Origin of the sequence: Methylorubrum extorquens (assembly GCF_024169925.1) — a bacterium.
Classification (GTDB): Bacteria; Pseudomonadota; Alphaproteobacteria; order Rhizobiales; family Beijerinckiaceae; genus Methylobacterium; species Methylobacterium extorquens_A.
In genome coordinates this window covers 184607-199518 of the sequence record NZ_JALJXF010000002.1, presented here as the reverse complement: position 1 = coordinate 199518, position 14912 = coordinate 184607, and the positions used below count along the sequence as shown (strand labels likewise).

General features: G+C 68.4%; 10 protein-coding genes and 2 pseudogenes. 3 read left to right on the top strand and 9 right to left on the bottom strand.

Annotated features, from left to right (window positions below; all coding sequences use genetic code 11):
- Positions 1-853: pseudogene (locus tag J2W78_RS24345) on the bottom strand (methylase); the annotation flags it as partial.
- Between the two features lie 205 nt (positions 854-1058).
- Between J2W78_RS24345 and J2W78_RS24340 the strand changes: the two are divergent.
- On the top strand, positions 1059-1820 hold the full coding sequence (locus tag J2W78_RS24340; RefSeq protein ID WP_253374255.1) for a MucR family transcriptional regulator: 762 nt from the start codon (positions 1059-1061) through the stop codon (positions 1818-1820).
- Between the two features lie 10 nt (positions 1821-1830).
- Here the strand turns inward: J2W78_RS24340 and J2W78_RS24335 are convergent, their stop codons facing one another.
- Together J2W78_RS24335 and J2W78_RS24330 are read right to left on the bottom strand one after the other, a co-directional pair.
- Complete coding sequence (locus tag J2W78_RS24335; RefSeq protein ID WP_253374254.1) at positions 1831-4041, bottom strand: ParB/RepB/Spo0J family partition protein; 2211 nt, start codon at positions 4039-4041, stop codon at positions 1831-1833.
- A gap of 115 nt (positions 4042-4156) precedes the next feature.
- A complete protein-coding gene (locus tag J2W78_RS24330; protein ID WP_253374253.1) occupies positions 4157-4633 on the bottom strand; it encodes a hypothetical protein in 477 nt (158 codons plus the stop codon).
- 458 nt (positions 4634-5091) lie between these two features.
- On the opposite strand from J2W78_RS24330, the gene J2W78_RS24325 reads away from it, so the two are divergent.
- Complete coding sequence (locus tag J2W78_RS24325; RefSeq protein WP_060771171.1) at positions 5092-5904, top strand: IS5 family transposase; 813 nt, start codon at positions 5092-5094, stop codon at positions 5902-5904.
- Between the two features lie 157 nt (positions 5905-6061).
- On the opposite strand, the pseudogene J2W78_RS24320 reads toward J2W78_RS24325, so the two are convergent.
- A pseudogene (locus J2W78_RS24320) lies at positions 6062-6157 on the bottom strand (IS5-like element ISMra2 family transposase); the annotation flags it as partial.
- Positions 6158-6165: 8 nt separating this feature from the next.
- Here J2W78_RS24320 and J2W78_RS24315 point away from each other — a divergent pair.
- The gene (locus J2W78_RS24315; RefSeq protein WP_144439945.1) at positions 6166-6882 is read left to right on the top strand and encodes a transposase; all 717 of its coding nucleotides are present in this window, start codon (positions 6166-6168) and stop codon (positions 6880-6882) included.
- 292 nt (positions 6883-7174) lie between these two features.
- Here the strand turns inward: J2W78_RS24315 and J2W78_RS24310 are convergent, their stop codons facing one another.
- The 5 genes from J2W78_RS24310 to J2W78_RS24290 all read right to left on the bottom strand — a co-directional run bounded on the left by J2W78_RS24310 (position 7175) and on the right by J2W78_RS24290 (position 14877).
- Positions 7175-8098 (bottom strand): substrate-binding domain-containing protein, encoded by a 924-nt coding sequence (locus J2W78_RS24310; RefSeq protein WP_060769339.1) that lies wholly within the window; start codon positions 8096-8098, stop codon positions 7175-7177.
- A gap of 26 nt (positions 8099-8124) precedes the next feature.
- Positions 8125-9831: a methyl-accepting chemotaxis protein gene (locus J2W78_RS24305; protein WP_060769338.1), complete on the bottom strand. Its 1707-nt coding sequence runs from the start codon at positions 9829-9831 to the stop codon at positions 8125-8127.
- Positions 9832-9941: 110 nt separating this feature from the next.
- Positions 9942-11321: a carbohydrate porin gene (locus J2W78_RS24300; RefSeq protein ID WP_210172759.1), complete on the bottom strand. Its 1380-nt coding sequence runs from the start codon at positions 11319-11321 to the stop codon at positions 9942-9944.
- 438 nt (positions 11322-11759) lie between these two features.
- Complete coding sequence (locus J2W78_RS24295) at positions 11760-13103, bottom strand: c-type cytochrome (RefSeq protein WP_253374252.1); 1344 nt, start codon at positions 13101-13103, stop codon at positions 11760-11762.
- Between the two features lies 1 nt (position 13104).
- Positions 13105-14877, bottom strand: coding sequence for a GMC family oxidoreductase (locus tag J2W78_RS24290; protein WP_135300051.1), 1773 nt, complete (start codon positions 14875-14877; stop codon positions 13105-13107).
- Positions 14878-14912: the final 35 nt, after the last annotated feature.

The following is a 14912-nucleotide window of genomic DNA, read 5'->3' as shown; positions in this document are numbered from 1 at the left end:
GGCCCGACAGGCCGGCGGAGAACACCAGCCGCCCGCCCCGCGCGGCAAGCGCGGTGAACGCTCCCGCACTCGCGGGCCGGTCCGGCCGGAAGCTCTCCCCGGTGATGGCGACCAGGCGTCCGCCCCTGGCGAGGCGGGAGAAGGCCGAGCGGAGGTGGTCGGCGGTCGCATCGCGATAGCGGCCCTCGACATGCGCCGCGACGGAGAACGGCGGGTTCATCAGCACCACGCTCGGCGCCACGTCTTCGGGCAGGCGATCGTGGATCTGCGCCGCGTCGAGCTGGGTGACGGAGCCTGCCGGGTAGAGCGCCCCGAGCAAGCCGGCCCGGGTCGCGGCCAGCTCATTGAGATGGACGCGTGCGCCGGCAAGCTCGGCGTGGACCGCGAGCAGGCCGGTGCCAGCCGACGGCTCCAGCAGTACCTCGCCCGGGCACAGGCCTGCGGCGAGCGCCGCCACGTAGCCGAGCGGCAGCGGGGTCGAAAATTGCTGGAAGGCCTCGCTCTCCTCGCTCCGCCGCGTGTGGGTCGGCAGCAGGCTGGCGATCCGGCCGAGCATCGCGAGGCGGGCGGCCGGGGTCGCCGCCTTGGCGCGGATCGCCGGCCAGAACCGGCGCAGGAACACCACCTGGGCGACCTCGCCGGCCTCGTAGGCGTCCTTCCACAGCCACAAGCCCTCGGAGTCGCTGCCGCCGCAGGCCGTCTCCATGGCCTCCCGCAGAACGTCCGTTCCGATGGCCCGGCCCTGCGCCAGGATCTCGGCGAGGCGCGTGCCGGCCTGAAGGATCGCGGCCGGTGCTGGAATGGGGGTGAGGGCAGTGCTGGCGAAGTGGTTCCGGCTGATCGAGACGTTCACGGGGCGGCCTCCTGTAGGGCTCACGCCGGTCCGCAAGGCTCTCTCTCTCGCGCTCGCGCCGGCTCGATCTCCGGCTTCCTTCCTCTGCCTTTTAATCCCCGCTCAAATATACTTCAGAGGGTGTTCAAGACCTAATCGGCCATGCCCGCACCTCAGGAAAGGTAGTGAAACTTTCAGATGATTGACTCGATGAAGAAATCTTCTCATGCATGCGCTCGAAAGAAGTCGCCGAGGGATAATTCGGTTGAGCCGGCCGCAAGCGAGCGAAAACGACGAGATCGTGCGGTGCACGGTTCAGATCGTGAAGGGGTACGTCGCCGGCAACAGGTTACCGCCGGAGGCGCTTGCCGCACTCATCACGACGGTGTCCAGGGCGCTCCGGTCCGCGCCCGACGACGAGATCGAGCCGGTCGTGCCGCAAGATGTCTTGCCGCAAGATGCTTTCGTTGGGTCGGACCGCCCCCGCATGCAGGCCGCAGCGCGCGCCCTCACGCGCAAGGAGATTGCGGACTCGATCCACGAGACGTTCCTGGTCTGCTTCGAGGACAACAAGCCCTATCGCATGCTCAGCAGGCATCTGCGTCTCTTCGGCCTGACGCCGGATGCCTACCGCGCGAAGTGGGGCCTGCCGGACGACTACCCGATGATGCCGGCATTCGACATGAAGCATCGCGCCGAACTCGCTCGGCAGAGGAAGCTCGGGAAGTACGATCGCAGCACGGCCAAGCCGCGAAAGGCCTACGTCCTCAAAGCCAAAGCCAAGGCGACGGTGCAGCACGACGGGACCCCGGCCAAGCCGAAGGCGTCCAGCTCGGATCGCATCCGAGGCGAGCGGCCCCGGCCGGAGCGTCCTCTCTCGCTCCACGACCGCAGCGCAGCCAAACCCGACACGAAGAACCCCGAGCCCTTCGGCTCGGGGGAATGGCACCGGCGCGCGGCGCCGGCGCAGGTCGCGAGCGCCGTCTGACGCCCAGCGCTCACTCGGCGGCGATGGCGTATGCCCGGTCCTCCGGATCGCTGCCGATTCCGTCGTCTCCGGCCAGGAACTCCGGGAGCGCATCGACCGCCCCGGCCTCGATCTCCTCGCCGACGGCGGCGTCCGCCTCCGGCAGGGCGGGTCGGTCCTCGCCCACCGCATCCGCATTGAGGCCGGGCGTGCGCAGAAGCTCGGGCAGCCAGCCGCTCTCGGCCATCAGGCGCTCGGCCTCGCGCGCCATGTCGCCCTTCCTCAGGCTGTCGAGGAGGCGCGCGGTGTCCTCGCCCTTCGCCTCCCGCACCGCCGCCAGGATCTTCCCCTTGGTCACGCGGCTGAAGTAGTTGGCCGCCGTCGGCGTCCAGTCGCGGGTCATGTCGAGCCCGACGAGCTGGGCCAGGCGGTCGGCGTGCGGCAATGCCTCGGGCCGCCGATCGTGGGGCGTGTGCATCGCGTTGACGCTCAAGCCCGCGCAGAGCGCGAACAGCTCGGTGCGCTGCTCCGGATCCAGGCCGACCAGGAAATCCCAGATCGCGCCGTGGTCGGCCGGCAGGCGCTTGGCCCACGCCTCGCGCTTCGCATCGAGGGCGGTCGCCGGCCGGTAGGCGCCGAGGCCCTGGACGGTGTGATCGACCCGGCTCGACGTGGTCGACACCTCGAGGCAGGTGCCGGTGCGGTAGCCGTTGACGATGACGCGGATCACCATGGCGTGGACCACGGCGATGAAGGCGGCCTCCGGATCGTCGGCCAGCGCCTCGCGCAGGGCGATGGTGCGATAGCTGGTCAGCTCGCTCCGGTGCTGCTCGGAGAGCGGGCGGTCGGCTTCCTCCGGCTCTGCCACCGGGCCGGCTGCGGTCGAGCTGCCGCCGATGGTGATGATCGTCCGCATCACCGCCGGGGCTGACGCGACACCTTCGCCCCCGCCCACGGACGGCGCAGCCGGATCACGGGCCGCCTCCGGACCCGCCGCGCCAGCAACCCCGGTCTCGTCGGCGCCCGGTTCCTCCGCTGGCTCATCCTGCGGCCGGACGTAGCCACGCCGCACCGTCGGCTGGCCCTGGTAGTCGAGCGTGACGAAGGCGCCGCCGATCGCGATGTCGGCCGGGTCGTAGATCTCGGCGCGCGCCTCGAACGCGGCGATCTCATCCTCCAGCGCCGCCATCCGATCCGCAGCCTCGGCGGGCCACTCCTCGTCGCTGTAGCCGTAGTCGCTGTCGAGTTGTTCGCGCTCCTCCAACGCAGCCTCGAACGCCTCCTGCTCGGCCTCGCTCAGCTCGGAGCGGGTCGGCAGGTTGCGCAGGCCGTAGGTGCGCCCCGTCATCAGCGACAGCGACACCTCGATCCACTTCCAGCCCTCCGCGGCCACGCGCGCGCTGAACTCGGCCAGCTTCGCCTCGGCCAACCGGTTGAGCAGGGCCTCATCCTCGAACCACCCGTCGCCGCGCTCCGCGAACAGGTCGCGCAGGACCGTGCCGCCCGCCGCCACGTAGGCCTCCTCGCCGACGTAGCGGGCGCGGGCATCGCCCACGCTCACCGTGCGGTCGGTCAGGGCTTGCCGGATCCCCCAGTTGCTCAAGCTGCCACGCTTGCTCAACGCCTCCCAGACCCGAACCTGCCGCTCGGCATCCTCGGTGACGGAGAACGCCATCAGGCATTCCAGCGTCATCTCGCCGGCACCGTAGGCGTCGAGCAGCACCGGGCTGATCGCGGCAAGCCGCAGCCGCTGGCCGACGATCTTCTCCGAGACGAAGAACCGGGCCGCAATGTCAGCGGTCGGCATGCCGGCGTCGGCGAGCGTCTTGAAGGCTCGGAACTGGTCGAGCGGGTGCAGGGCCTCGCGGTGGGCGTTCTCGGCCAGCGAGTCCTCCTCGGCGCTGATCGCGCTGTCGGGGGCGCGCACCAGGCACGGGACCTTGACGCCCTTGGCCATGCGGCGGGTCTTCACGAGGTGCTCCAGCGCCCGGAAGCGCCGGCCGCCGGCGGGCACCTCGTAGCGGCCGGTCTCCTGACCGGCCTCGTCGAGGATCGGGCGCACGTTCAGGTTCTGCATCAGGCCGCGATGGGCGATGTCCTCGGCCAGGTCCTCGATGCTCTGCCCGTTGGCGATCCGGCGCACGTTCGCCTGGCTCAAGACGAGCTTGTCGAACGGGATCGCGGTCGGCTCGCTCAGCGTGATCTTGGCGGCGGCCTTCGTGGTGGTCTTCGCGCTGGTCATGGTCCGTCATCCCTGGCTCGGGCGGCCGGCTCTCTGTCCGACCTAAAAACCCTCACGAAGGCGAAGCCCCCCTCTGACTCTCGGAAGGGGGCCTCGGGACGGGAGCGGGAAAGGATCAGGCAGCGGCCTGCCAGGCGTCGGCGTCCTCGACCAGGGTCAGCGGCGGCACGGCGGCAGCCTCAGCCTTCTCGAGCCGCGCCAGGATGTCGGGTAGGGTCTCGCCGGCGTCATTGCAGTTTCTCAGCGCCGCCAGGGTGATGACCGGGTCGCCGCCCTCGTCGGCCGCTTCCTCCACCGGGCTCGCCATGCCCGGCTTCCAGTGCTTCACGCCCGCCTCGAACACGCCGGGCCGTGCGATCCAGGCTCGGTGGTAGGACAGCCCGTACTCCCGACAGAACGCGTCGAGGCTCGGGGTCAGCCCGAAATTCTGTTCGCCCTCGAAGGTCACGCTCGTGCCGTCGGCGATGGCGTCGCGCACGAGGCTTTCGGCCTCGGCGAAGTACGCCTCTGCCGCCTCGACCAGCGCTGCGACGGCATCCCGGCCCCGTAGGGGGCCGCCAATGGTCACGGTGGTCATCACGATCTCGCCCATGGTGCTCGCTCCTTCGTCGCGGATCCGCTGGAAGCCGGCGATCCTGCACGGGCGAAGGGGCCTCCTCTCGCTGTGAGGGGCCGGGCGCCTGATCTGGCGAAGGTCTGTGCGATGCGCTATATTCGCCCCTGGAGTGGGAGGGCAGGTTTCCCCGCCCCCCCGTTTCGCTTAGATGATGAATCGGACCCGGAGACGCAGCGTCCAACTGCTCCGGGTCCTTTTCATATCAAGCGTAATGCTCAGTGGCAGAAACCACATCGGCATTACTCCATTGCAAGCGGGGCCTCCGCCGAGGCCGGGGCGGCCGATCCTCCCCGGCAGGGCCGGCTGGCACGGCCCGTCTGCTTTCGCCTGCAATACCGTGCGCCTTAGAGCCCGTCCGATAACGTCCGGCAGGGGTTGAGTGGCCGGAATGGCGGTGATTCCAGAAGGGTGCTGAAGCCTCATCTGGACGTGCCATGTGGACCCCGACCCCTCGCCGGCAGCATAACCGTGCGCGCCTTCGATACGAAACCGACCTGACGGATACGGAATGGGCGGTGATCGCGCCCATGATGCCAGAGCCCGCCTCGCGTGGTCGTCCGCCTGTCTGGACGATGCGGGAGGTCCTGAACGCGATCTTCTACGTGCTGCGCGGCGGCATCGCATGGCGGTTGATCCCAAAGGATCTCCCTCCGCGCAGCACGACGTTCGGCTACTTCAGCCGCTGGCGGGACGAGGGATTGTTCGGGCGGATCAACCACGCCCTGGTCATGGCCGACCGGGAGCGGGCCGGTCGCGAGGCCTCGCCGACGGCGGCCGTGCTCGACAGCCAGAGCGTGAAGACCACCGAGAGCGGCGGCCCGCGCGGCTACGACGCTGGAAAGAAGGTCAAGGGCCGCAAGCGTCAGGCCCTGGTCGACACGGACGGGCGCGCCCTCGTGCTCGATCCGCAGACCGCCGACATTCAGGATCGCGATGGGGCTGGACCGGTGCTGCGCCTGTCGCGGCGGACCTTCCCGTTCATCGTCAGAGCTTTCGCCGATGCAGGCTATGCCGGCGACAGACCCGCGACCGCCACCGTCATCACCATCGACATCGTGCGCAAACCGAAGGATCAGGTCGGCTTCGCCGTGCATCCACGCCGATGGGTGGTGGAACGCTTCTTCGGATGGATCAGCCGCAACCGACGCCTCTGGAAGGACCCGGAAGCGACCCTCGCCTCGGCCCAGGCCTTCCTCTACGCCGCCGCCGTCATGATCCTCGTCCGAAGGCTCGGGCGAGCATCATGACTTATCGGACGGACTCTAACTTGCGACACTTGTCTCAAGCTCGAATGCGACATTTGTTGCAAAGTAAACCGCTGACATGCCGCTGGATAGTTTGAAGGAGCCTTTTCTTGTCGAATTTGTTGCCGCAATTCGATCCTTGGCGGTCTCTGCAAAGCCATGTGAGCCAGAGCATGGTGATGCCAAGCGTGACCATGGCGAGGTAGTTGGCGGCCCGTTTCTCGTAGCGGGTGGCGATGCGGCGATGCTGCTTGAGCCAGCCGCGTGAACCCGCGCCAAGCCCGCGACTTCGCACGGGCCATGGGGGTAATCGGAAAGACCGACCGCGTGGACGCGCGCATGCTCGCCGAGCTGGGTGCCCGGCTGCGACCGGCACCCACGCAGCCGGTAACGGCGGCGCGTCGCGTGCTCCAGGCCCAGGCGACGCGCCGCCGTCAGCTTGTCGAGATCCGCAAGCAGGAGGCCACGCGGCTCCAGCAGACTACAGACAAGCAGGCCCGTGCCGACATCACCAGCCTGATCGCTCTTCTCGACCGGCGCATCGCCAAGGTCGAGGCGCTGATGGCCGCCTTGGTCGACGCCGATCCCGAGACACAGGCCATCGGCCGCCGGCTCCAGACTGCGCCGGGCGTCGGCCCTATCGTCGCCGCGACACTGATTGCCGAGATGCCGGAACTCGGGCAACTCGACCGACGCCGCATCGCAGCCTTGGCCGGCTTGGCGCCGATCGCCCGTGACAGCGGCAAGCGCGTCGGCCCGCGTAACATCGGCGGAGGGCGGCCGGTCGTGCGAACGATCCTCTATCTCGCGGCGCTCCAGGCTTCGCGCCGCTCCGCCGTCTTCCGCACGTTCCGCGAGCGTCTGGCCTTGGCCGGCAAGCCGACCAAGGCGGCCCTGATCGCGACTGCGCGCAAGCTCCTCATCACGCTCAACGCCATGCTCGCCACCGGCACCGATTACGATCCCGCCACCGTTGCGTGATTACAGTTGCCGGGAAACCCGGCGCGGTTCAATCGACGATTGGCATCGCGACCTGCGTGGGCGATCGGGAGATCGTTCGCGCTTCAGCCGCGATGGAGGTGATCCGACCTGACCGATAGCCGATCGGCGATGTTGATCGGCCAACAGCGTTCGAATTCCTGCGCCCGGTAGAAGGCGATCGCATCGACAACTTTCGCCCGGCGCGGCCAATCTGGCGAATCGGGGTCAAGAGTCACAGACCCTCAGATAACGCAACGCCTTGGCTTGGTTTCGATTCTATGAACTGCACACGTCATCGTCCGTTTGCCAAGTCGCCGCGCGTCGGCAGGATCAATCGATGGGGCACCCAGTCGTAGGGCTGCACGTACTCTCCGCGGGCGAGCTTCACGGCATCGTTCACCGCCTGGGCCCCCTGCATCGGCGCATCCTGAAGGACGCTGACCAACAATTCGCCGCTCTTCACGGCCGCAATCCCGTCCGAGGTTCCGTCGACGCCGCCGACCAAGACCTTGCCCGACAGGCCGGCCGCTTTGAGGGCGGCCACCGCACCGAGCGCCATCTCGTCGTTGTTGGCGGCGATGGCGTCAGGCTTCAGGCCGCTGCGCAGCCATGCCGTCACCTGATCCTGCGCCCGCCGCCGGCTCCAATCGGCGCTCGCCTCCGCCAGGAGCTTCAGCCCCGGCCGTTGCCCGAGGATCTCCTTCATGCCGGCGGTGCGCTCCTGGGCGGCGTTGTCGCTGTCCTTGCCGCGCAGTATGGCCACGTTGCCGCGATCCCCGAGACCCTGCGCGAGCAATCGCATCTGAACCCGACCTGCGACGAGGTGGTTCGCGCTGACGATCGCCATCCTATGGGCCACCGGACCGCTCGGGCGCTTGTTCACGAACACCACCGGAATCCCGGCCGCCGCGGCCATCTCGGTGATCGTCCTGGCGCTGGCGTCGTCGACGGGATTGACGATCAGGGCTGTCGGCTTCGCGTCGAGGGCGGCCCGACCCTGGACCACTTGGGTTCCCCCGTTACCGGCCGCCTGCGCCACATCGACCGAGGCGGAGAACTTGGAGGTGGCCGTGTTGAGGACGGAGGCCTGCAGGCTGTCGAGCAAGGGATCGCCCACCTCCGACATCAAGAGGGTGAATTTCGTTTCGGCGGCGGCCGGTGCGGCGAGAGCGATCAGCAGCAGGGCGGCGGGCAGGGATCTGGTGAGTTGCTTCATGGCAAGCCTCGGTGGAAGCGCGGACGTCAGGCGGCACGGACGGTGTCGAGGAACGACTGCACCTGTCGGCGCAGCAGATCGGATTGCTGGGCGAGTTCGCCCGAGGCACTCAGAACCTGCGCGGCGCCGGTCCCGGTTTCCTCGACGTTGCTCGCCACGCCGGAGATGTTGGCGGTCACCTCGCCGGTGCCGCTCGAGGCCTGGGCAATGGCCTGAACGATCTCGCGCGTCGCCGCCCCCTGCTCCTCGATGGCCGACGCGATGGCGGTCGCCGTCTCGTTGATCGAGCGGATCGAGGCGGAGATGCCATCGATGGCCGTGGCGGTCCGTCCCGTCGAGGACTGGATCGCCTCGATTTTGGCCGTGATCTCGCTGGCCGAACGGGAGGTTTGGTTGGCGAGTTCCTTGACCTCCGTGGCCACGACCGCGAAGCCGCGGCCGGCTTCCCCGGCCCGCGCCGCTTCGATCGTGGCGTTGAGCGCCAGCAGGTTGGTCTGGCCCGCAAGGCCGGCGATGGTGTCGACGACGTCGCCGATGCTGGCGGCCACGCCCGTCAGCTCGCGCACCAGCGCAGTCATTCCCTCGGTCTCCCGAACGGCGGCCTGCGACATCGCCGAGGAGCGCTCGACCTGGACGCCGATCTCCGTCACCGAGGCATCGAGTTCCTCGGCAGCGCCCGCGATCGAATGGATGTTGACGGAGGCTTCCTCGGCCGCCGCGGAGACCGCCACGGCGCGCACCGAGGTGGCCTCGGCCGACACCGAGAGGTGGCGGGCGGTCGTCTGCATCTGAACGGCCGCCGAGGAGACGGCCGTGACGATCCCGCCGACCGACTGGTCGAATGCGTCCGCCAACTCGCGCATGGCGGTCCGGCGCTGCGCCTCCGCCCCGGCGCGCTGGGCGGCCACTTCGGCCTCGAGAGCCTTGTTGCGGATCATGTTGTCCTTGAAGACTTGAACCGCGGCTGCCATCAGGCCAATCTCGTCGGAGCGGCGCTGATCGGGGACCTCGACGCCGATGTCGTCATCCGCGAGCCGGCCCATCACGCCGGTCATGCGCCCGATCGGGTGGGAGATCGTCATCGTCAGAAGCCAGCCGGCCAGCGTGCAGAGCGTCAGCAGACAGGCCAAGGCCGAGACGATCCAGAAGCGGGCCGAGGCGCGGATCTCCTGGGCGGCGGCCGTGGCGATCTCGACCTCCTGTTGACGATAGGCCTGCACGGCCCGCACCGCGGTGTAGAAGTTGGCGGCCTCCGAGAGCATGTCACCCTGCAGCACAGCTGTTCCGGTCTCGTTCAGGCCGGCCCGGTCGAGGATGAGGATCTCCTCTTCGATCGCCAGGAAGTGCTGCCACGCGTTACGCAGGGTTTCGGCGAGCTGGGTCTCGCGCGCGCCCTCGATCAGGGTCGCGTAGTCGCCCCAGGCCTTCGAGAAGGCGACGCGGCCCTCCTCGGCTTCCCGCGCATAGGCGCTGCGCTGCGTCTCGTTCGGGCTGTAGTGCTGCAGCGCCGTCAGCGCACGGAGCTGCTGGCTGAGCCGGGCGAGGTCGCCCAGCAAGGTCACGGCCTCGACCTGACGGGCCAGCGCCGCGCCGATCGCCGAGACCTGATCGACCTTGAGGATCGCGAAGCCGCCGGTCAGGCCGGACAACACAACCAGGATCGCGAACGTACCGATGATTTTCGACTTGATGGATCGTAGATTGATCGAGCGAATTCTCTTGCTGATCGGCATGGCGGCGAACCTTTGAGGAGGACGGGTCCGAATGGAGTTTGATCGTGGAAGGGCGGGGCGTTTGCGTCGGCGCGGGCCGCATTGCTGCGCTGGCCCCATGCCTGTCCGGGTCAGAACGTGACGCCGCTCTTGACGCCGAAGACCAGGATGTCGTCCCGCCCGCCGACGCCGCCGGGACGGTTGATGAACTGGATGTTGGGCCGGACCACCACGTCGGGAGAGAGGGCGAGGCTGTAGAAGACCTCCAACGCGCGCTCGTATCCGGGGAGCGCGCGGACGCCACCATCGAGCAGGTTGGCCATCTGGACGCTCTGCGCCAGGGCCCGACTGGCATGTGACTGGCCGATGCCGACGCCGATCCAATCGAAGGGCCGCTCGGCCCAGAAGCCCTTGTAGACGAGGCCGATGGTCTCCTGCCTGTCGATGAGCGACGTCGAGGAGTTGGCCAGCGTGACGCGGACGAAGGCGGAGAGGTTGCGCAGCGGGTTGCCGGGATCGGGCCGGTAGAGTTCCTGCACGGCCACGCCGTAGAGACCGCTGCGGTCGCGGTTTGCGAGTGGCAGCCCGCCGGCCGACGCCAGGGGCAGGCCGTCGCGGTTGAGGAAGAGGTCGGGGCCGCCGCCGGTCTGGTACCACGCGCCGACCGTGTAGCTGCCGCGATAGGTGAAGGGCGGGAGCGTCGGGAAGGCGGCGGCCTCAACGATGGCCAGCGCACCGGCGGCACCGGTCGGGTCGAAGTTGAAGCCGTTCTCGAGGTCGCGCGGATTGACTTGGTAGACGCCGGCCATGAGGTAGCCGGTGTCGAGATTGCCGAGCCGCAGGCGGGCGGCATATTGCGAGACGGGCCAGTTGTACCAATAATTGCCGACAAGGTTGCCGGGCTGGTTTCCGCAGAACGTCAGGTTCTGGAACTCACAAGGAAAGCCGGCGAAGTCGGCGCTGACGGGCAGGCGGCCGAACTTGAGATCGACGAACTCGCCGAAGCGCTGGGTGTAGGAGAGCTGGGTTAGCCGCGGGAAGCGGCCGCGGCCGAAGATCTCCTCGGTCTGCTGGAGCACGTTAAGGTGCTGGTCCGCGGTGAGGCCGCGACCGAAGCGGTAGGTCAGGGCGAGGTTGAAGGTGCCGCCCGCGAGGCCGGCAAAGCGGTCCATGTCCACGGCGGCGCGCAGGGCGAGCTGTCCGGCGCCGCGCAGGGACTGGTAGGGGCCGCCCTGGATGTTGGTCGAGGTCTGGTAATCGAAGCTGCCGTCCGTGCGGATGCCGGCGCGGAAGAGGTCGTCGCGCAGGCCTCCGAAGTTGCCCAGCACGCCCCAGGTGGGCGCGGCGGCCTGCGTGTCGAGGCTGCCGGGCGGCGCCGGCCGGGACGAATCCGCCGTCGAGGGACGCGACGCGGTCGGGACGACGCCCGGAGATGCCTCCCCTCCCGCCGCGGGGGCGTGCCGGGATCGTGCGCGGGAACCATGCCCGGGCTCGGCCTGCGCGGCGCTCATCAGCGGCACGGCGGCGATTGACAGCGTGGCGAGAAGCCGTCTTTTTAGGGGCGACATAGACTTGAACACCCGCAGTTTGATTGGTGGATTCTCAGTAATAGCGCGATGAAAACGGAATTATTCCGCTCAATAAATTATATTTGCGAAGCATTGACCGTCTACTTCGCGCCGATCAACCCGCAGGCGGAAGGATTCGGAGCGAGGCGGCGCGGGGCAGGGCGCAGGTGACGGCCGAGACGAAGCGGAGGCTCTGGCCTCAACTTCTCCCGCTCGTGCGGCCGATCCCGCGGGTGTCGTTCTCTACCGGCTCCGCGCGCGAGCACGGCTCGCCCTGGAGGTACAGGGCGGTTCGCGAAACGTCCGCTCCCGACCTCATCCGCTGTGAGCGCGGCGGTGCAGCCGGCCTTTCGCGCGGGGCCATGCGTCGGGCGCCGCCCCTCACGGGACCGGGTGGGGCGCGCGCCCGACGGCGTTGAGGTTGAGGGCCTTGCGGGTGGCGGCGACGGCCTCGGTGGTGACCGGCGGCGCGGCGTTGCCCCAGCTGTTGCGGATGTAGGTCAGAGCCGCGGCGATCTGCTGGTCCGACAGGTTCCAGGCGAAGGACGGCATCGCCGCCCCCGTCGGATTCTCAGCCGTGATCGCGCCGCGTGCGCCCGCCAGCACGGTCCGGACGATGCCGGCGACCTCGTGCGACTGCACGGCGGTGTTGCCGGGGAAGCTCGGCGTCATGTGCCGGATTCCGGTTCCGTCGGAGGCGTGGCATGCCTTGCACTGAGCGTCGAAGACGCGCTTGCCCTGGGCCATGACCGGATCGGGGGCGGCGACGCGCCTCGCCTCGGTCGCGGGGCTCGGCGGCAGCGACTGGAGATAGTCGGCGACCGCGGCGAGATCGGCGTCGCTCAGATGCTGGGTCGAGTTCGTCACCGCCTCGGCCATCGGCCCCGAGGCGACCGCCATCCGGTTGCTGCCGATCTTGAGATACTGGACGATGTCGTCCTTCGACCAGTCGCCGATGCCGCCGGTCTTGCTCGTGGTGATGTCGGGGGCGTACCACGATTGCAGGACCTCGCCGTGATAGGCCTTGCTCGTCTTGTCGCCGCCGAGGACGTTCTTCGGCGTGTGGCAGGCGCCGCAATGGGCAAGCGCGTCGGAGAGATAGGCGCCGCGGTTCCAGGCGGCGGACCGGTCGGCCCTCGGCTGGAACCGCTTCTGCTCGAAGAACATCAGGTTCCACCCCATCAGCAGGGCGCGGATGTTGAAGGGAAACGGAAGCTGGTTGGTGACGACGGCGTTGCGGACCGGCGGCACGGTCTTCATGTAGAGCCACAGGTCGTGGACGTCGCGATCGGACATCTTGGTGTAGCTCGTGTACGGCATCGCCGGATACAGGTGCTGCCCCTCCTTCCCGAGCCCCTCGCGCAGGGCGCGGGTGAACTCCGCCTCGGTCCAGCGGCCGATGCCGGTCTCCGGGTCGGAGGTGATGTTGCTCGACAGCAGCGTGCCGAACGGGGTCTCCAGGGCGTAGCCGCCGGAGAACGGCTTCCCGCTCTTCGGATTGGTGTGGCAGGCCACGCAGTCGGCGGCCACCGCGATGTAGCGCCCGCGCTCGATGGCGGGGTCGGCCTCCGTCTTCGGCGCCTCCACCACCTTGGGCGCGTCGACGTCCTTCGTCTGGATCGGTGCCGGCTCGGACTGGGCCGAGGCGACGCTCCCGAGGGGAAGGCAGAGCGAGAGCGCTGCGGTGGCGAGGAGGGTGCGCAGGAGCAAGGTCACGGTCGTCACCTCAATTCGCCACCAGCGGACCGCGCTTGTCGAGATAAGTCTCGATGATCGCTTTCGCAGTCCAGAGGGTCAGGGCGCCGACCGTTCCGGTCGGGTTGTAGCCGGCGTTGTTGGGAAAGGACGACGCGCCGAGGACGAAGACGTTGTGAACGTCCCAGCTCTGCTGGAAACGGTTGAGCGCGCTGGTCTTCGGGTCGAGCCCCATCACCGCGCCGCCATTGGTGTGGTCGCTGGCGAGCTGGTAGGGCGAGGCGTGCTGGTTGGTCGCGTTCGTGCCGACGACGACCTTCGCTCCCATCTTCCGGCCGATCTCGACGCTCTTGTCCTCGATCAGCTTCGCCGAGCGGCGGTCGTTCTCGTTGTAGTCGTAGGTGAGCCGCAGGAGCGGGAGGCCGTGGATGTCCTTGTACTCGGGATCGAGGTCGAGATAGGCGTCCTTGTGCGCGAAGCTCGTGCCCTGGCCGAACAGGAACGTCCCGTTCTGGAAGCTGTGGGTGTACGCCTTCTTCCACGCGCTGCCCCACCGGGGCGTTCCGGGCGGGAGGAAGTCGGCATTGCCGATCGGGCGGGCGCCGCGGGAGACGACGAGGATGCCGGCGCCGCCGATGAAGCCCATCCCGGTATGGTCGAAGTTGTCGCCGTTGAAGTCATCGACCTGGGCCGAGAGGGCGCCGGCGCCGATGAACTGGTTCAGGTACTCGTTCTCGAAGAAGATGTTGGCGCCGGACACGGTCTGGAAGCTGTAGGCCCGGCCGACGACGCCCTCGCCGGTCGCGTGATCGTAGGGCTTGCCGATCTTCGAGAGCAGCATCAGCCGCACGTTCTGCATCTGGAAGGCGGAGAAGACGACGATGTCCGCCGGCTGCTCCCAGGTCCGGTTGTCCTTGTCGACGTAGGTCACGCCGGTGGCGGTGGTCCCGTCCGGGGCGAGGTTGGCGCGCAGCACCGTCGATTCGGTCAGCACGCTGAAGTTCTTGCGCTGCATCAGCGCCGGGACGACGCAGTTGTTGGGCGTCGATTTCGACCAGTTGCCGCAGCCGTAATACAGACAGTAGCCGCAATAGGTGCAGGGCCCCATCCGGACGCCGAGCGGGTTGGTGTAGGCCCCCGAGGTCTGGCCCGCCGGAACCATGAAGGGATGGTAGCCGAGGCTGGCCGAGGCCTCGGTGAACAGGTCGGTCAGGCGGGTCGTCTTGAGGGGGGGCAGCGGATACTCGTCCGAGCGCGCCCCCTCGAAGATGTTGCCGCCGGGGATCTTCTCGCCCTTGAGGTTGCCGGCCTTGCCGGACACGCCGGCGATCTTCTCGAACCGGTCGTAGAATGGTTCGAGGTCGTCGTAGGTGACGCCCCAATCCTGCACGATCAGGCCGTCGAGGAGCTGCTCGGCGCCGTAGCGCGCGACGGTCATGCTGTAGGGCTGGAAGTCGAACGGCAGGAAGCGCCACGCCATGCCGGCCCAGTGGGTGCCCGACCCGCCGACATTGTAGCCCCACTCGTTGAAGTTCCAGTCCCGCGCGGGCAGCGCCTTCTGGGTCGGGTCGTTGCGGAAGGTGATGGTCTCGATCGCCGGCGGCAGCAGCATCGCCCGCCGGGTGTCCCAGCGCAGTTCGTCCATATCGACGGAGGGCGGGAAATCGACGGCCGTCTCGACCCAGGGGCCGCGCTCGATGGCGACGACATTGAGGCCGGCCCGGGTCAGCTCCTCGGCCATGAGCGAGCCGCACCAGCCGAGACCGACGATCACGGCATCGGCTTTTGGACGAACATTGGTCATCGGACGACAGCTTTCGGAACGATCAAGGGGCAGAA